Origin of the sequence: Natrinema sp. SYSU A 869, assembly GCF_019879105.1 — an archaeon.
GTDB lineage: Archaea > Halobacteriota > Halobacteria > Halobacteriales > Natrialbaceae > Natrinema.
Map to the genome: position 1 here is coordinate 756,557 of NZ_CP082249.1, position 16,591 is coordinate 773,147.

General features: G+C 62.5%; 16 protein-coding genes and 1 pseudogene. 5 read left to right on the plus strand and 12 right to left on the minus strand.

Going from position 1 to position 16,591, the window contains the following annotated elements:
- Positions 1–90 precede the first annotated feature (90 nt).
- From K6I40_RS11960 to K6I40_RS11980, 5 genes and pseudogenes are all read right to left on the minus strand, one after another.
- Positions 91–1,821 (minus strand): hypothetical protein, encoded by a 1,731-nt coding sequence (locus K6I40_RS11960; RefSeq protein ID WP_222919212.1) that lies wholly within the window; start codon positions 1,819–1,821, stop codon positions 91–93.
- Positions 1,808–2,179 (minus strand): hypothetical protein, encoded by a 372-nt coding sequence (locus tag K6I40_RS11965; RefSeq protein WP_222919213.1) that lies wholly within the window; start codon positions 2,177–2,179, stop codon positions 1,808–1,810. Before K6I40_RS11965 ends, K6I40_RS11960 begins: the two co-directional genes overlap by 14 nt.
- Before the next feature lie 35 nt (positions 2,180–2,214).
- On the minus strand, positions 2,215–3,189 hold the full coding sequence (locus tag K6I40_RS11970; protein ID WP_222919214.1) for an aldo/keto reductase: 975 nt from the start codon (positions 3,187–3,189) through the stop codon (positions 2,215–2,217).
- Between the two features lie 205 nt (positions 3,190–3,394).
- Positions 3,395–5,266 carry a formate/nitrite transporter family protein gene (locus K6I40_RS11975; RefSeq protein WP_222919215.1) on the minus strand — a complete coding sequence of 624 codons (1,872 nt, stop codon included), beginning with the start codon at positions 5,264–5,266 and terminating at the stop codon, positions 3,395–3,397.
- A gap of 96 nt (positions 5,267–5,362) precedes the next feature.
- A pseudogene (locus tag K6I40_RS11980) lies at positions 5,363–5,641 on the minus strand (hypothetical protein); the annotation flags it as partial.
- Positions 5,642–5,731: 90 nt separating this feature from the next.
- On the opposite strand from K6I40_RS11980, the gene K6I40_RS11985 reads away from it, so the two are divergent.
- On the plus strand, positions 5,732–6,154 hold the full coding sequence (locus K6I40_RS11985) for an SRPBCC family protein (RefSeq protein ID WP_222919216.1): 423 nt from the start codon (positions 5,732–5,734) through the stop codon (positions 6,152–6,154).
- A 32-nt stretch (positions 6,155–6,186) separates the two neighbouring features.
- Here the strand turns inward: K6I40_RS11985 and K6I40_RS11990 are convergent, their stop codons facing one another.
- The 3 genes from K6I40_RS11990 to K6I40_RS12000 form a co-directional block, all read right to left on the minus strand.
- Positions 6,187–6,606: a plastocyanin/azurin family copper-binding protein gene (locus K6I40_RS11990; protein ID WP_222919217.1), complete on the minus strand. Its 420-nt coding sequence runs from the start codon at positions 6,604–6,606 to the stop codon at positions 6,187–6,189.
- Positions 6,607–6,690: 84 nt separating this feature from the next.
- Entirely contained in the window at positions 6,691–7,266 is a 576-nt protein-coding gene (locus K6I40_RS11995; RefSeq protein WP_222919218.1) for a plastocyanin/azurin family copper-binding protein, read from the minus strand.
- Between the two features lie 603 nt (positions 7,267–7,869).
- Complete coding sequence (locus tag K6I40_RS12000; protein ID WP_222919219.1) at positions 7,870–8,499, minus strand: flavin reductase family protein; 630 nt, start codon at positions 8,497–8,499, stop codon at positions 7,870–7,872.
- A gap of 135 nt (positions 8,500–8,634) precedes the next feature.
- Here K6I40_RS12000 and K6I40_RS12005 point away from each other — a divergent pair, with 135 nt between their 5' ends.
- Positions 8,635–8,988 (plus strand): helix-turn-helix domain-containing protein, encoded by a 354-nt coding sequence (locus K6I40_RS12005; RefSeq protein WP_222919220.1) that lies wholly within the window; start codon positions 8,635–8,637, stop codon positions 8,986–8,988.
- Positions 8,989–9,058: 70 nt separating this feature from the next.
- Here the strand turns inward: K6I40_RS12005 and K6I40_RS12010 are convergent, their stop codons facing one another.
- Together K6I40_RS12010 and K6I40_RS12015 are read right to left on the minus strand one after the other, a co-directional pair.
- Positions 9,059–9,889 (minus strand): IS5 family transposase, encoded by an 831-nt coding sequence (locus K6I40_RS12010; protein WP_222913026.1) that lies wholly within the window; start codon positions 9,887–9,889, stop codon positions 9,059–9,061.
- Between the two features lie 142 nt (positions 9,890–10,031).
- A complete protein-coding gene (locus K6I40_RS12015; protein WP_222919221.1) occupies positions 10,032–11,474 on the minus strand; it encodes a TIGR00366 family protein in 1,443 nt (480 codons plus the stop codon).
- A gap of 62 nt (positions 11,475–11,536) precedes the next feature.
- Between K6I40_RS12015 and K6I40_RS12020 the strand changes: the two genes are divergently transcribed.
- A complete protein-coding gene (locus K6I40_RS12020) occupies positions 11,537–12,823 on the plus strand; it encodes an MFS transporter (protein ID WP_222919222.1) in 1,287 nt (428 codons plus the stop codon).
- A gap of 68 nt (positions 12,824–12,891) precedes the next feature.
- Here the strand turns inward: K6I40_RS12020 and K6I40_RS12025 are convergent, their stop codons facing one another.
- Positions 12,892–13,338, minus strand: a complete 447-nt coding sequence (locus tag K6I40_RS12025) for a UPF0179 family protein (RefSeq protein ID WP_222919223.1) — start codon at positions 13,336–13,338, stop codon at positions 12,892–12,894.
- Between the two features lie 108 nt (positions 13,339–13,446).
- Complete coding sequence (locus tag K6I40_RS12030) at positions 13,447–13,878, minus strand: DUF5820 family protein (RefSeq protein WP_222919224.1); 432 nt, start codon at positions 13,876–13,878, stop codon at positions 13,447–13,449.
- Between the two features lie 388 nt (positions 13,879–14,266).
- Here K6I40_RS12030 and K6I40_RS12035 point away from each other — a divergent pair, with 388 nt between their 5' ends.
- Together K6I40_RS12035 and K6I40_RS12040 are read left to right on the plus strand one after the other, a co-directional pair.
- A complete protein-coding gene (locus K6I40_RS12035) occupies positions 14,267–14,497 on the plus strand; it encodes a hypothetical protein (protein ID WP_222920492.1) in 231 nt (76 codons plus the stop codon).
- A complete protein-coding gene (locus K6I40_RS12040) occupies positions 14,494–16,566 on the plus strand; it encodes a serine protein kinase PrkA (protein WP_222919225.1) in 2,073 nt (690 codons plus the stop codon). The genes K6I40_RS12035 and K6I40_RS12040 overlap by 4 nt, the downstream gene beginning before the upstream one ends.
- Positions 16,567–16,591 lie beyond the last annotated feature (25 nt).

A 16,591-nucleotide genomic window follows, 5' to 3' on the forward strand; every position in this document is an offset into this window, starting at 1 on the left:
GTGGCGTTCGAGAGAACGCCTCCGCTGTGTCCGGACACGGAACCGGCTCGTAGGGATCTTCGAAGAGCCTATCGACAGGTTTGGGTACAGTTACCGCTCGGACTCATCGGCGACGGAGTCCCATCCCGCTTTCCTCGCGGCCGGCAGGTCGAGCGGATCGACGACATCGTCGAGTTCGCCGTCCCGATACGCCTCGACGAACGGCTCGACGCGTTCGGGAACGGCATCGTGATTTCGCTCGTAGAGCTCGATTAGTGCCCGAACCGCCCAGTATCGTCGATTGCCGTCGTACGCTGGCGTGTCCCCGATAGGGCCGACGCTTTCCGTTACGGCCGCGACGGTTTCGTCGGGAACTCTCGGTCCAGTCTCGACGGTTGCAGTGAGAATCCGGCACACATTTCGTGGAATCGGCGGGGTCGTGTCCACGGCGTCGAGCAGTTCCGGAACGATTTCGGCGACCAGCGTCGGATGCGCCTCCGAAACGTTCGCCAGTAACCGCTGGACGTTGTGCACGTTCGCCCCGTCAACGAGGTCGGCGAGTACGAGCTCAGCCGCCGTCGGGTTGCAGTCGGCGACCGAGACGAGTAATTCCTTGTCGAACCGGCCATCATACATATCCTCCTCTCGCAACGCCTCATAGCCGTCCGTGAGTTTCTCGGCGACGAACTCCGGGTGGTCCTCGGCGAGTATTAGTAGCGGGTCGATAGCTGCTTCGAAGAGTGATCTGTCGACAGTTCGTTCGGCCACCGTCTCTTCGACCGACCCGAACGTCTGATCGCTCTCACGGACGAGCCTACCGAGCGCGTCCGCCGCAGCGGCGTGCTGAGCGTACAACCTCCTGGTATCGTTCTCCGCGAGCTCGACCCGTAGCGTCGACGCAACGTCCGCGACCGTTTCCGGGCGTCTGAGTGCGACCGAGACGAGCAATTGCATCGTCTCCTCGGTCCGCAGCGGATAGCACCCTCGCTCCAGCGCGTCAATGACGTCGTCGGCTATCGCCTCGTACTCAATCGCCCCCTGCTCGAGAAGGCTGACACTCAACTCGACGATCCGAAATCGGAGATGCCCATTGTCGACAGTGAGGTGGTCGAGAATCGCCTCGAGATGGGGTGTAACCAACTCGGGATGATGCTCCACCAGTGCAATGAGCGTGTCTATTGCCGCATATTTCGGTTCGCAGGCATCACCTCTATTGAAAACGGTATCAGCCGGATCGGTAAGCGTTTCAACCAGCATCGTCACTGCTCGGTCCGGTTCCGGGTGGGCCAGTACGACCGTCGACTCGTCGTCGAGTTCGAAGAAGAGTGCGCTGGTTCGTTTCCGAATCACCGGTACTGGATCGGCGAGCCGCTGGAACAGGCGGTCCGCCAGCCAGGCAGCGGACGTCGACATCGCGTCAGTGTTCACATCGACGTCAGTGTCGGTACCAAACATCGACGTGAGTATCGGTTGCAGATACGTTGGCAGGAGCACCGCCTGTCTGACGGACCAGTGTTCGTCGTCGATCCGGTCGAGCAGTCGGTCTGCAAGCAGTGCTGGCGGGTGCTCGGAAACGGCCATGTCAACCTCCTGTAGCTGAAAGTACATCGCGTTTCGCAACACGAGTATTACTGCGCTCCGAACGGCCGGATCGGGGTCCTCGAGGTGGGGAAGAAGCCGGTCGATAGCGGCGTCCGTGAGTTCCGCCGACTCGGACGGAAGCACGGTTTCGACTCGCCGCTTGGCGAGTTCCATGGCCGGACCGTGGCGTTCCTCCGGTGGCGTCTCGGCGACCCGGGCAGCGAGCGTCTCCAGAGACCGTTCGTCTTCAGACGGCGGCATGAATTCCGTACTTTGCGGCGAAGTAGTCGAAGTACACTCCCGGCTCCCACCGGAAATCGGTTCTCAGTTCCTCGACTTCTCTGAAGCCGTTCGCCCCGTTTTCGTAGTATCTACCAATCATCTCGCCCCGTCCTCCATCGTGGTTGATCACGAGAGCCGCCCGCTCGAGGTCGTCACTGATACTGTTAAGCAAGCGGTCGAGAGCCGAAACCGGCCCCTCCATCCCGCTGAACGTCAGCACGTCGTCGTAACGGTCGCCTCCGCTTAGCCGGGTGTCTTCGCCTGATAGAACGTCCGCAACTGGGTCAGGATCGACCGTCTCCGCGAGTTCAGCGGCAATATAACTCCGATGACTCATGCCCATTCGTTTCCGAGGGAAATGGCAAAATAGTGTCACTCGTGGCCCGACACCGGAACCGGCTCGTACGGTTCCTCGAGGGCCTCCATATCGGAATCCGAGAGCTCGATCTCGAGGGCTTCGACGGCCTGCTCTAGGTGTTCGACGCTGGTCGTGCCGACGATCGGTGCGTCGACCCAGTCCTTGTGGAGCAGCCACGAGAGGGCGATCTGGGCCATTGTCGCGCCCTTGTCGTCGGCCAGATCGGCGACGCGCTCGTTGATCGCCTGACCGCCGCCGTCGCGGTAGGGGTGTTCGTACATGTACTCCTCGGTCTCGCCACGGGTCGTGGCGTCAATCTCCTCGTGTGGCCGTGTGAGATAGCCACGAGCCATGGGTGACCACGGAATCACACCGACGTCTTCCTTGTCACACAGCGGCAGCATCTCCCGTTCCTCCTCGCGATAGACGAGGTTGTAGTGGTTCTGCATCGTCTGGAACCGCTCGAGGCCGAGCCGGTCGCTCGTCTGCAGCGACTCGGCGAACTGGTGGGCCCACATCGAGGAGGCACCGATGTAGCGGACGTGGCCCCGCCGGACGGCGTCGTCGAGCGCCCGCAGCGTCGTCTCGACGGGCGTGTTGTGGTCCCAGCGGTGGGGCTGGTAGAGGTCGATGGTGTCCATCCCGAGTCGGTCGCGGCTCGCGGCGAGTTCTTGTTCGATCGCTTTGCGAGAGAGTCCGCCCGAGTTCGGATCGTCGTCGCGCATCCGGAAGAAGCCCTTCGTGGCAACGACTGACTCCTCGCGGTGGCCTTCGAGGGCTTCGCCCAGAATCCGCTCGGACTCGCCCCGTGAGTACATGTTGGCGGTATCGAAGAAGTTGATGCCGAGGTCAAGCGCGCGGTCGATGATCTCCTTGCTCGCCTCGTCCTCTAAAACCCACTCGCGCCAGTCGCTTGAGCCAAAGCTCATACAGCCCAGACAGATGCGGCTGACTTGCATGCCGGTCGAACCGAGTGTCGTGTACTCCATACCAGCCGTACGCAGAACGGGGAAAAACAGTACGTGGTGCGGTAATCGATGACACCCACCTACCAACGATCATTTTGAGTGGAATGATAATCGACGACCGACCGCCTATGGCGAAGGAACACAACGACTGCAACACGGAACGCAACGACGACAAAGTGTTTTTGTGCTCGATATCCGATGACGGAAAGTGAGAAATTGCGACTGACTAGCGACCGAACAGTCGCTGGAGGATGTTCCGGTCGCCCGGTCGCTCGGCGAGGAGGACGGAGCTATCGACCTCGTTGACGACGTCCATGTGGAGCGTATCACTGACGAGTCGCGAGAGCAGTCCCGCCTCCGTCGCACCGATGATTACGAGCGAATGGTCGGCCGCTTCGCGACAGATCGCTCCCTCGATATCGCCGGAGTCGTCGATCGTGAGGGCTGCGTTCTCGAGGTCGTGTTCGGCAGCCCAGTCCGCGAGGAACGCCCGGCCGTCCGCGCGCTCATCGGCGTCGTCGACGACATGTAGAAGGGAAATGGACGACCCGTCCGCCTGCTCGAGCGTTCGGGCGACTTCGGCGCTCAGATCTGAGTCCGGCCCGCCGGCGGTCGGAATGAGGATCTGTGAGGTGTCCAGGTCGCGATCCTTGAGGACGAGGAAATCGCACGGGAGATTGTCGGTTAGTTGACTGATCCCCGCTTCGGTTCGCCCCGCGCCCCACGGTCGGTCGTCGCCCCAGCCGAGAACGACGAGGTCCGCTCGCTCGCGCTTTGCGGTGTCGAAGACATCCTCGAACGAGCGGTGGGAGACGACCGTCGAGGTTTCACAGCCGATATCGTACGCCGACACCGTCTCGCGGACCCCTTCCATCTGGTTCTCGGATTCGGAGATGATTCGTTGGTTGCGCCCGGAGCCGTATCGCATCGCCCGCCGGTCGGGTACCTGGACGATATGGACAGCGTGGACGACCGCGTTCTCGTGGTTATTCGCCAGCGTACAGGCCAGATCCACGATCCGCGACTCGGTGCGGGGATTTGCGATCGGGACGAGCACGCGGTAGGTCTCACCGTTGTCAGTCGTTGACGGCTCAGCGGTATCGATCAGGGGGACGTACGATCGGCCGGCGTATCCGCCGAACAGCCACTCCCGTATCGAGAGCTGGCGTTCGTTCCCCTCGAACCGGGCCGACTCGAGGCGGCGTTCGCTCGTCTGGAAGTAGTTGACAACGGTCACCAGTAAGATGCCGCCGATGGTGTTCCCGAGGAGGACGGGGAGAACGAACTGGGTCAGGCCAGGGATGAGGGCGACTTCGCCGCGGAAGACGATGTAGGCCATCTCGGTGAACGAGGTGACCACGTGGAACAGGTTCCCGATCGGGATCGCGAGGAACGCCATATAGACGATGACGATCCTGGCGATCGTCTCGCGGGCGGCGTACTCGACCCAGACGACGCCGGCGACGATCAGGCCGGCAAAGGCCGCCTTGAAGAACAGGTCGAACCACGGCGTCTCCATGCCGTGGGTCCCGAGGTATACCGCCGCATCGGCCGCTCCGGGGGAGAAGACACCGCCCCACGCGAGCGCCGCCGCACCGATCGCGCTGCCAGTGAAGTTGCCGGCGAGCACGATCGTCCAGTGGCGCAGGAGGGCTGGAATACTCGCGATTCGCTCAAGGGAGAGTGCGACCGGCGGCAGCGTGTTCTCGGTGTAGAGCTGGTAGCCGCCGATGATGATGTAGATGAATCCGAGCGGATAGAGCAGCGCGCTCAGTATCGGATGGCCGCCGGTCGAGTCGTGCAGCGAGGCGTATAGGAGGACCGTGATCGTGATTGCAAACCCGGCGGCGATACCGCTGAAGAACAGTTCGCGGCTGCCCGAGGTGACCTCCTCGTCGGCCGCGGCGACGATCCGCTGGAAGACCTCGTCGGCCGAGAAGCGGTCGCGAACGACCGCACCGACGGCCGGTGCGCCGCTCCTGGATCGTTCGACCGCTTCTCGGACCTGCTCCTGGTCGGGCGGCTCGCGGGCCCGCTGCTCCTGATCGGGCGGATCGCGGTCCGTCCGCTCCTGATCGGGTGGATCGGGATTACTCATTAGCAGATACGCACTCCTAGAGGGACTAAGCGTTTAGGATCTAGCATTGGTGTTGCTTCAAAACGATCTCCAACGAACGGTCACGCCACTCGAGCCCTACAGCGAGTCCGGCTCGAGGCGACCGATACCGCGCTTGAGGGCGAGAAACGCAGCTATCGCGAACAAACAGTAGCCGGCGAGCAGTCCCCACGTCGTCGCCGTCGGATTGCCGATCGCGAACTTCGCGACGGTGTTCGCGGGATGCTCCGGCAGCACCGTCGCGACGACCAATGCGCCGACGGTCGCCATGGAGTAGAGCAACTGGGCCTGCCGCCGATCGGGAGCCCACAGCGCGACCGCGACGCCGACGGTGACGACGAGCAGTGAGAGCGCGGAAGTAAAGTCTAACAACTCGTGAATATTAGGATAATCTACCGTTCGGCGCCCCGTCCAAACCCCATGGCCGCGGACCGCATAGAACGACGTATGACTCGAGTCCGGACCGCGCGAACGCCGGACGGCCGTCGCCTTGAGGTCTCGCACGTCCTGTCCGTCCCCGCGGCCGACGCCTGGGACGTCCTCGTCGACACGACTCAGTGGCCCGAGTGGTCGCCGCTCGTCAACGGCGTCGAGGCGACGGACCGCCGAATTCGGACGGACACGACCGGCCGGATCCGAATCCCCGGTGCCTGGCTGCCGTTTCGGATCACCGCGTGTACGACACGGCGGTGGACCTGGCGCGTGACGGGGATTCCTGCCGCCGCTCATCGCGTCGACGATCTTGGTTCCGATCGGTGCCGGATCGCCTTCGAACTCCCGCCTCACGGGACGGGATACGTCCCCGTCTGCCTGCGGGCGCTGGAGAATCTCGAGGCGCTGCTCGCAACGGAGGATGCACCCGTTCACTAAGCATGTCTCCAACCCGGGAAAGCGAATCCCTCTCAGTAGTAGCCGCCTCCGCCGGAGTCACCGTCACCGCCGCCGAGTGGGTTCTCGATGGTGGCATCACCGATGCCCACCTTCATGCTCATCCCCGAGAGGTCCGCGTCGCCGTGGACCGTGCAATACACGTCGTACACCCCGCTTTCCTCGAACGTGTGGGTCGTCTCGCCACCGGCGGCGACCTCGCTGTCTTTCTCCCAGTTCTCCGAGGCTGCGGTGACCGTGTGACCGGTCTCGTCCTCGTTGGTCCAAGTGATTGTCGCCCCCGTGTCGGCGCGGACGTTCCGCGGGTCAAACTGGGTATCGACCATCGTCACGTCGGTCGTCTCTTCAACCGACGGACTGCTGCCACCCGTACACCCCGCCACCGCCAGCGCCGACATGCATCCCGTGGTTGCGATAAACGTTCGACGGTCCATACGTCGTAACTGACGGGAGTACGGCCAATAGCTATTCGGAGATGTCCCCTCGTCTGACTGTTCCGATCCTCGGTACGGTCGGAATCAGGAATCGTCCTCGAGCGCGGTCCGAATCTTCTCGTTCAGCGTGGCGAGCTTTTCGCGGACCGCCTCGGACTTCTCGGACGGCGGGTCGTTCAGCGCGGGTTGTTGGTCGGGATCAGGGTGGCCGACGATAACACTGCCGATCATCCCGCCGGTCTCGTGAGGGGTGCAGAAATAGTGGTAGACACCCTCGGTTTCGAACGTGTGATCGAACGCGGCCCCCTGTTCCGAAATGACGCCGCTGTCCCACGCTGTTGCCTCCTCGGGTGCGAGTTGTGGCTTCCCGTTCGCCGAATGGTAGGCAGTCGCGGAGTGACTCCCGCTCTCGTTGGTCCAGCTGACGCTGCCGCCCCGTTCGATCCGGACGACGTGTGGGTCGAAGTGATCGCCGTCGTCCATCGAAACCATCGACACGTCTGCGGACTCGACCGGTTCACCGATATCTTCACTATGTTCGTGATCCCCGTGGCTATCGTCGCCGTGACCACCGTCGTCGTGGCTGTGGTCGTCGTGTGAATCGGAACCGGAACACCCGGCGAGACCGACCGCCGTCGTTCCGCCAGCCAGTTGCAGCATCCGACGCCGTGAAACCTATTTGTCACTCATAGATTACTGATCTTGCACACCGGCATATTCTAAATCCAATTATCAACTTGGTCATCTCCGAATCGCAAATTTTGAACACGTCTTACTGGTACTCACAGTGCCCAGTTTGACCCTCGCCGTCTGGAGAGTGAGGACTGATCGCGACGCGAGCGGCGATGACGACGCATCGTCGGCCGGACTACCCGACTTCGATCTGCGGCGAGCCGGTCGCGTTCGCCGTCGCCACCGGACCCACACTGGCTCCGTTGGCCCCTGCGGTGTTCGGTCCCACCGGACCTGCTCGATCTCGAGGGCGACGACTATAGTAGCCACTGAAACGATTTACATACTGATCGCAACGCAGTCTGCGATCAGATGTGCAATGACTTTCAGTGGCTACTATAGCTCGGGGCTCGGCCTCGAGTCTCGGCGGTCGGCCGGTCCGGAAGCGGGCTCGAGTTTCCGTCTCTCTACTGCTCGTCTTGGAATCGAATATCCGATTAATCCACGGGCCACCGCGCCCGTGGCGGTTCACTCAGGGTACTGCCAGTACTTGTACACTAGGCGGCTCATTTCGTTCGATCGAGACCCGATCTACGGCGGCCGCTCGAGCGAAAATCGATCTTCCGTACGCGCGTAGAAACTCCCTGTGAGCCGGCCGACAGCGTCGATCTCCGCCACGTCGATTGTCCCGTCGGTCGTCACCGAGTCCGCGAGGTGGACGTGGCGAACCTCACCGAGCACGAGCGTCGAGCCGCCGACGTCGACGAGGTCGTGGAGGGTGCACTCGAAGGCGACCGCCGCGCCCGCGACGCGTGGCGGGTCGACCGCGGTCGAGTCAGCCCGCTCGAGGCCGGCGTGATCGAACTCACTCTCGTCAACAGGCAGCGTGGCGCTGGTCTCGTTCATCGCTTCGGCGAACTCCTCGGTGACGAGATTGATGACGAACTCGCCGGTGTCGCGGGCGTTCCGTGGCGTGTCTTTGAGCCCGTCCGTATCGTCGACGGGTGCGAACAGCAGGATCGGCGGCTCGACCGACGCGACGGTGAAGAAACTGTACGGCGCGAGGTTGTCGACCCCCTCCTCGCTACGCGTGCTCACCCACGCGATCGGCCGCGGAACGACCGCGCTCGAGAGTACCCGATACAGCGAGCTGTCGTGGTCATCGACGTCGATCTCGAGGCCTTCGGCTCGCTCGCCGTTCTCGGAACCGTTATCCGTCATCAGGGACCCTCCGGCGGTCGATCCACAGCCAGTGCCGTCTCGAGTATACGTCCGCAATCGACTAACACGATGTTACCCGGTTCGGATCCGAACTACTAAACCAGTTCGCGACGTAGATTGACGTAGATAGCACCGATGTCATCGCCCCAGACGAAATCCCGCGAGCAACACGACGACGCCTGTCCCGTCATCGCCTCCCTCGAGCAGATCGGCTCCCAGTGGCGGCTGGCGGTACTCCACGAACTACTGGACGGCGAACAGCGGTTCAACGAACTCAAGCGCTCGACCGACGCGAACGCGCGAACCCTCTCGCGCGTGCTCGACGATCTCGGCGAGATGGGCTTCGTCGAACGCCGCATCGAGGAGGACGCCCCCGTCGCGACCTACTACAGCCTCACCGACAAGGGCGAGTCCCTCGAACCCGTCTTCGGCGAGATCGAGTGCTGGGCCGGCTCCTGGCTCGAGGACAGTGCACTCGAGGCCGAGTAACGGCTCTAGCGGCACGATACGGTTCTATTACTCTTCTCGGCTGTGTTGAATCGCTGTAAGGCGGTGGATTTCACTGTTTGACGGCCTGCTTGATGTTATAGACGACACACATTAAGGCGATTTCACGGAACTCTCGATACCAGGTACGCGCTCGCACGGCGTAGCCGAGCGAGCGCTTAACGGCTGAGTTGACAGTTTCGGTCATTGACCGCTGAGCGTACCGATCTTCGTCAATACGGGCGTTATGTGCGTGATCGTACGGAGCGAAGATCCGGTGTTTGATCAGTGGGCGAATGTCGAGTTCACGCAGTCGTTCTCGGAGTTGTTGCTTGTCATAGCCTTTGTCAGCAGCAAGTGACCGCAGATCGCCCGCGTTCCGGCGGGCGATCTGCTCGGCGAGGTCTGCGTCGCTTCCTTCTAACGTCGTCGAACAGTGGAGATCAAGAACGGCTTGCGTTGCTGTATCGACGAGTTTTGTGACTTTGAGCGTTTGAACGCGGTAATTCGTTCGTTGGCAGTAGTGACGGCTCGCTCGATCTCGTTCGTAGAATGTCGCGTCGATAGCAGCGTGTTCAGATGGATCGTGTAGCTGCGCCGACTGGCGCAGCAACACTCGACAGACGCGCATACTGATCCGGTCGAATACCTTACATAACGTGGATGGCGAGGGGAGATCGGCCGCTCTGAGGCCGATCTCCCCGGTTATTTGTGGCATTTCCTTGAGCAAGTCAATCGTCATCCGGTAGGACGTATCGAGGTAAATCCGCAGACAATGGAGGGAAACAAGTGCATAGTCGGCGAATCCGCCGCCTCCTTCCGGGGCGGCGGATTCGTCTCCATCACCAGTAACGCTTTGAGCGACCGGAACAACTTCCCCAATGAAGCGGGAGATTTGCGTCATAGACACTCGCAGCCTCCCGCTTCATCACCTTTGATTTAGCGACCTATCCCGCCGCCATCTAGCGATTCAACACAGCCCTCTTCTCTCAACTTCACCTACCCAGCGACCGCTCTCAAACCGCCGAGACGGCGTCCCGCGCCGATCAGTACGGCAACAGGAACAGGACGACCGCCAGGAACGGGATCAGCGCGAGCAACATCGTGACGGCGTAGCCGAACATCTCTCGTGCCCGGATCTCCGTGATCGCGAGCAGCGGCAGCGCCCAGAACGGATTCAGCAGGTTGGTGTGTGCGTCCCCGACTGCGTAGGCAATTGTCGCCTGGCCGACCGGCACTCCGACCTCCTGTGCGGCCTCGAGGACGGGCGGCCCGAGGACGATCCACTCGCCGCCACCGGAGGGAACGAAGAGATTGACGATTGCGGCCGTGAGCCACGCGACCACCGGAAACGTCTCGGGGGTCGAGATCGCAAGCAGTCCCTCCGCCATCGTTTCCGCCAGTCCGGAGCCGCTCATCATGCCCTGAATCCCCGCGAAGAACGGGAACAGGAGGATAATCCCGGCGGCGGCGTCCGCGGCGTCGCCGAACCGGTCGCGGTAGAGTGCCGGGCGGGTATAGATCGCGAGGCCGGCGAACAGGAACCCGAAGTTTAGGACGTTCAGATCCAGTGCGTCTAGCCCTCTGGTCGCGAACTCCCAGATGATCACCGCGACGCCGGTCAGCGCGATGACGCCGCCCAGCAGCCGGCTGTTGTCGATCCGCTCGGCGGGAACGCGGTCGTCGCTCCGTCGGTCCGCTGTGATCATCTCGTCCGACGCAGTGTCGTCGACGCCGCCGTCGGCCGCCGACTCGAACAGATCGTCTTCGGGAACGTACTCGGTGATCTCCCTCGAGCGCTCCGCCGAGGGCGTTAACAGGTACAGGACGACCGCGGCGAAGAGAATCGATAGCGCGGTGAGCGTGAGCGCGTAGCCGCTGAAGACCGTCGCAGCGGTGCTGACGGGGTTGTCGATGACGCCGAGTTCGATGAACTCGTTGCCCGATGTCGCGAGTAGGAGGGGTGCCGAGCCGGAGAGGCCCCAGTGCCAGGTGAGCCCCAGGCCCATATAGCCCGCCACACAGAGCAGCGGGTAGTGAACCGTGATCCCCTCCCGGTAAGCAGCCTTGCCCATCTCACGGGCGAAAATCGCGCCGACGACGAGGCTCAGCCCCCAGTGGACCCAGGCCAGCGCCATCGAGACGACGCCGACCAGGACGACAGCCTGTTTGCTGGAGTTCGGGATCGCCGCTAGCCGCTGGAGTCCGTCGTTGACCCGCGGGTGATAGGCGATCACGAATCCAGTCATGATGATCAATACCATCTGCATCGCGAAGGTGAGAAACGCCCAGAACCCGTCGTACCAGTGTTGGACCATCTCCGTCGGTCCCTGTCCCTCGACGATCATCCCGACAAGGAACACGACATAGGACAGGATAATTGCGAAGAGGAACGGGCTCGGCATCCACCGCTCGACGACGGTCGCGATTCGATTCCCCAGCCGTTCGATAACGTTACCGGTCGCCGCCGCTCCGTCTGCTTCCCCCATACGTGATGCGATAACAAATGCTGTGTTAAACGTTATGTACTGTGACCGACGAGTACGACCGAATGCGTCCCGACAGTGGTTCGGATCGCGCCCGCGACGCGGCCGGGACGATCGACGGACCGGACTCGGCCCGCGACAGCCGCGTCTACCGCGGCTGGTACGTCGTCGCCGGCGGATTCATCGGTGCGTTCGTCGTTTTCGGCCTCTCCTATGCGTTCGGCGTCTTCCTCGAGCCGATTCAGCGGGACCTTGGGATTTCCCGCTCGGCCGTCTCTCTGGTCTTCTCCCTGCAGACGGTCGTCATCTACCTCGCCGCGGCGGCCCTGGGCGTCCTCGCAGACCGATTCGGCGTCCAGCGACTGCTGGCCGTTGGCGCGACGACGCTCGTGGTCGGCGGTCTCTGGACGAGCCAGACGGATTCGTACGTCGGACTCCTGGTCGCCTACGGGGTCCTCACGGCGGTCGGTCTCGGTGCGATCTACGTCGTCTCCTACGCCACGGTCCCGCGATGGTTCCAGCGTCGTCGCGGCCTCGCGACCGGCATCGCGACCGCTGGTCTCGGTATCGGGATGGTCGCGATGTCGCCCGCCGCGAGCGCGCTTATCGGAGTCCTCGAGTGGCGTCTCGCCTTGCTCGCACTCGTCCTTGCTGCAACGGTCGCCGTCGCGACCGTGACGCCGCTGTTCGCAGCGGATCCGGTCTCGAGTGGGGCCCAGACGGGCAACGAGTTTCCGGATGGGATGCCGGACCGCGAGCCGACGGAATGGAAGACCTATCGACGAGAACTGGCCGCGGTCGCGACCTCGAGAGCGTTCTTGCTGGTGTTTTCGGGCTGGATACTCGTCTACGCGACGCTGTATGCCGTCCTCGTTCACATCGTCCCCTACGCCGGCGATGTGGGTCTCGGCGGGGGAACCGGCGCGTTTGCGCTCGCCGCGATTGGTGCGACGACGGCAATTGCCCGGATCGGGATCGGCGGACTCGCCGATCGATTCGGCCGCGTTCGAACGTTCGTCACGTGTTCGGCCGTCATGGGTGCGTCGACACTCTGTCTCCCGCTCGTCGACTCTGCGGCGGGTCTGTACGGCTTCGCCGTCATCTTCGGGATTGCCTACGGGGGCAACGGAGCCCTGCTCTCGCCGCTAACGGTCGATCTGTTCGGGACAGCGAACCCGAACGCGATCTTCGGGCTCGTCTCGGTTTCCTTTGCCGTCTCGGGGCTGCTCGCTCCGTGGGCTGCTGGCCTCACTTACGACCTCGCGGGCACGTACACGCCGGCCTTCGTCGGTGCGGGGATCGCCGGTCTCCTCGGTGCGGGATTTGTAGCAGCCGCTGGTACTGAGACGTAACGATCGCTCGAGACGATCGGATCGACGGCATCGCTCAGCGAAGCTGGGAGCAGCCGGAAGAAGCGAACTCAGTCATCGATCTCGAGTTCGACCAACTCGAGCGAGCGATCGAGGTGGCAGACCTCGTGTGGCGGGTCGCCCATGATCTCCTGGATGCGGTACTCCTCATCGAACTCGACGCCGTCGGGTTCGCAGTACTCGTGGCTGGGACACTCGACGTACGGACAGGAGCCGGGGAGGCTCGTCTTGCTGCCGGCGAAGGCTCCCTTCGACGTGATGTTCGCGCGCGTCGTGGCAGGTTCGACTTCGACGGCGCGGACCCCGCTGTCGTGCATGGCACACTCGAGGGTCTGGGCGTTCTCCCGGATAGACGTGATGCGGTACTTCGTGCCGGGCTGGAGATTGAGACACTGACTGCGATAGGGACAGCCGGTACAGGCGTCGGCTTCGCCCTCATAGACGAATTCGGTCCCCGGTTCGGCAAGCCGGGAGCCGATGAGCGTAACGGTCGACATAGGATGTAGTAGTTGCCACTGGCGGTTAAGCGTCACGTCCCGTCGGGCGAACGCAAACCGGGCCGCGAAACCGAGTGTGAGGCCGGCAGGAGATGCAGTCGAACCGGCTCAGTCGTCGGTATCGCTGCCGGTGAGCTCGTCGAGCCGCTCGAAGTACGTCTCCCGGGGGACCTGGTACAGGTCCCGATAGTCGATCTCGCCGCTATCGAACTGCCGGGCGAGTTCGACGGTCCGCTCGAGGGCCTCGCCTCGAGACGAGAATCGAAGCGTCTCGTTCAGCGAGACGTCTGGCTCGAGGTAGAGGGTGACGAACCAGTCCGCGGAATCGGCCGTGTCGGCGGGGTTGACGCCGGGACGGCGGGTTCGCTTGCCGTGGGTGAGATACAGTGTTGGCAGACAGGGGGCGGGGAAGTCCTCGGCGTTGAACACGTCCGGTCGGTACGCGAGGACGAGACGCCCCTTCTCTCCCTGACTCCAGACGGTCCATGCGTCCGGCAGCCGCGAGCGGTCCACCTCGCCGTCCGCGTCCGTGTTCGACATGACCAGCGATAGGACCCCGCTCCGTAAATCCTCGTCGTCACCGCGGCCGACCCGTCGGCTGCTCGGTCCAACTGATTCGGCGGCGTCACCGTGTCATCGAATCAGCGCGCGCGAGCCAACGTGGACGCTGCAGGCCGACAACTTATGCCGAAGAGCCCCGAATGTGGGGTGTGATACCGACCACCAACACAGTATGCTGGCAATATTCTCCTGAAATAAACTCCTGACAAATACCTTTTGGGGCTAAGGCTAAGTAGCTGGATTACTCACTCATTAAATACTATCGGTATCCGTTCGCCGGACCAATCCACTCCGCGCTCGTCCCCGGCGCAGCGTTGTCCGAGCCCTGACGAGGCATCGCGCAACGTTAAGTGGTGATAGATGACACATGACACGGCAGATCGACGCCGCCCACGAACGGGTCACGCTCCCCGAGAACCTGCTCGAGGAGCCCGATGAGTACGACGCGCTCACGTCGGGTGACGCGAAGCGACGGATTCCGACGGTTCGGCCACGAGACGCCACGGCTGGTCGAACGACGTCCACTCAGACAGTCCGCGTGACCGCGGACGACTGCACTGCAAACGGGGGAACCCCGCAACTGGCAATGATACCATGACCGGTGACATCGAAACACTCGAGCAGCTCAGTACGGATTACAAGGAATCGATGCCCGCAGACCTGCGGGAAACCAAGTCCTTCGACTGGTACTTAGAGGAGGTCTACAAGGACCCGAAGGTGGCCCGCAACGCCCACCAGCGCGTCGCGGACATGTTCGACTACTACGGCACCACCTACGACGAGGCCGAAGGGATGGTCGAGTACCAGCTCGCGAGCGAGGATCCGCTGGGTGAGGGCGAGAACACCTTCTACGGGAAGGTGATCCACCAGTCGATTCACGAGTTCGTCAACAAGGTCAAGTCGGGTGCCCGCCGGCTCGGACCCGAGCGGCGAATCAAGCTCCTGCTCGGCCCGGTCGGGTCCGGGAAGTCCCACTTTGACAAGCAGGTCCGCAAGTACTTCGAGGACTACACGCTGCGCGACGACGGCCGGATGTACACCTTCCGCTGGACCAACCTCTGTGACGTCATTCAGGACCAGGACCCGGCCGACGACACCGTCCGGTCCCCGATGAACCAGGACCCGCTCGTACTCCTGCCCCTAGAGCAGCGACAGCGAGTCATCGATGATCTCAACGAGAACCTCGACGCACCCTACACCATCCAGAACGAGCAGGCGCTGGACCCCGAAAGCGAGTTCTACATGGACAAGCTGCTGGCCTACTACGACGACGACCTCCAGCAGGTCCTCGAGAACCACATCGAGATCGCCCGGTTCGTTGCCGACGAGAACAAGCGCCAGGGCCTCGAGACGTTCGAACCGAAGGACAAGAAGAACCAGGACGAGACCGAACTCACCGGTGACGTCAACTACTCGAAAATCGCCATCTACGGCGAGAGCGACCCCCGTGCATTCGACTACTCGGGTGCCTTCTGTAACGCGAACCGTGGTATCTTCTCCGGCGAGGAGCTCCTCAAACTCCAGCGGGAGTTCCTCTACGACTTCCTCCACGCGACCCAGGAGCAGACGATCAAGCCAAAGAACAACCCACGGATTGATATCGACCAGGTGATCGTCGGCCGGACGAACATGCCCGAGTACAAGGACAAGAAGGGCGACGAGAAGATGGAGGCCTTCAACGACCGCACCAAGCGGATCGACTTTCCCTACGTCCTCAGCTACGAGGACGAGGCTAGCATCTACGAGAAGATGCTGCAAAACGCCGACGTCCCCGATATTAACGTCGAGCCACACACTCTCGAGATGGCGGGACTCTTCGGTGTCCTCACACGCATCGAAGAACCCGACACCGAGACCGTGGGGCTCCTCCCAAAGGCCAAGGCCTACAACGGCGAGATCGACGAGGGAGACGACATCGACACCAAGAAGCTCCGCGAGGAGGCCGAACAGAAGGCCGAGATCGGCGAGGGCATGGTCGGGATCTCTCCCCGCTTCATTGGCGACGAGATCGCCGAGGCCATCATGGACTCCAAACACCGCCAGCGCGGCTTCCTCTCGCCGCTGACGGTGTTTAACTTCTTCGAGGAGAACTTAGAGCACCACGGTTCGATTCCGGAGGACAACTTCGAGAAGTATTACCGCTACCTCGAGACGGTCCGCGAGGAGTACAAGGAGCGAGCCATCGAGGACGTCCGTCACGCGCTGGCCTACGACATCGACGAGATTCAGCGCCAGGGCGAGAAGTACATGGACCACGTGATGGCCTACATCGACGACGACACCATCGAAGACGAACTCACGGGCCGCGAGCAAGAGCCCGACGAGACGTTCCTGCGCTCCGTCGAGGAGAAACTCGACATTCCCGAGGACCGTAAGGAGGACTTCCGGCAGGAGGTCTCGAACTGGGTCTCCCGCCGTGCACGTGAAGGTGAAGCGTTCAACCCGCAGGACAACGAGCGCCTGCGCCGCGCACTCGAGCGCAAGCTCTGGGAGGACAAGAAGCACAACATCAACTTCTCCGCGCTGGTCAGCGCCAACGAGTTCGACGACGACGAGCGCTCCGCGTGGATCGACGCGCTGATCGAACAGGGCTACTCCGAAGGCGGCGCAAAGGAGGTGCTCGAGTTTGCCGGTGCGGAGGTCGCCAAGGCAGAGATGGACGACTAACATGACCGGACACGAGGTCGATTAA

What these genes read in the sequence shown, in the direction of transcription:
- K6I40_RS11960 (WP_222919212.1), bottom strand. Translation starts at nt 1,821, where the DNA reads ATGCCGCCGTCTGAAGACGAACGGTCTCTGGAGACGCTCGCTGCCCGG.
- K6I40_RS11965 (WP_222919213.1), bottom strand. Translation starts at nt 2,179, where the DNA reads ATGAGTCATCGGAGTTATATTGCCGCTGAACTCGCGGAGACGGTCGAT.
- K6I40_RS11970 (WP_222919214.1), bottom strand. Translation starts at nt 3,189, where the DNA reads ATGGAGTACACGACACTCGGTTCGACCGGCATGCAAGTCAGCCGCATC.
- K6I40_RS11975 (WP_222919215.1), bottom strand. Translation starts at nt 5,266, where the DNA reads ATGAGTAATCCCGATCCACCCGATCAGGAGCGGACGGACCGCGATCCG.
- K6I40_RS11985 (WP_222919216.1), top strand. Translation starts at nt 5,732, where the DNA reads ATGACTCGAGTCCGGACCGCGCGAACGCCGGACGGCCGTCGCCTTGAG.
- K6I40_RS11990 (WP_222919217.1), bottom strand. Translation starts at nt 6,606, where the DNA reads ATGGACCGTCGAACGTTTATCGCAACCACGGGATGCATGTCGGCGCTG.
- K6I40_RS11995 (WP_222919218.1), bottom strand. Translation starts at nt 7,266, where the DNA reads ATGCTGCAACTGGCTGGCGGAACGACGGCGGTCGGTCTCGCCGGGTGT.
- K6I40_RS12000 (WP_222919219.1), bottom strand. Translation starts at nt 8,499, where the DNA reads ATGACGGATAACGGTTCCGAGAACGGCGAGCGAGCCGAAGGCCTCGAG.
- K6I40_RS12005 (WP_222919220.1), top strand. Translation starts at nt 8,635, where the DNA reads ATGTCATCGCCCCAGACGAAATCCCGCGAGCAACACGACGACGCCTGT.
- K6I40_RS12010 (WP_222913026.1), bottom strand. Translation starts at nt 9,889, where the DNA reads ATGACGCAAATCTCCCGCTTCATTGGGGAAGTTGTTCCGGTCGCTCAA.
- K6I40_RS12015 (WP_222919221.1), bottom strand. Translation starts at nt 11,474, where the DNA reads ATGGGGGAAGCAGACGGAGCGGCGGCGACCGGTAACGTTATCGAACGG.
- K6I40_RS12020 (WP_222919222.1), top strand. Translation starts at nt 11,537, where the DNA reads ATGCGTCCCGACAGTGGTTCGGATCGCGCCCGCGACGCGGCCGGGACG.
- K6I40_RS12025 (WP_222919223.1), bottom strand. Translation starts at nt 13,338, where the DNA reads ATGTCGACCGTTACGCTCATCGGCTCCCGGCTTGCCGAACCGGGGACC.
- K6I40_RS12030 (WP_222919224.1), bottom strand. Translation starts at nt 13,878, where the DNA reads ATGTCGAACACGGACGCGGACGGCGAGGTGGACCGCTCGCGGCTGCCG.
- K6I40_RS12035 (WP_222920492.1), top strand. Translation starts at nt 14,267, where the DNA reads ATGACACGGCAGATCGACGCCGCCCACGAACGGGTCACGCTCCCCGAG.
- K6I40_RS12040 (WP_222919225.1), top strand. Translation starts at nt 14,494, where the DNA reads ATGACCGGTGACATCGAAACACTCGAGCAGCTCAGTACGGATTACAAG.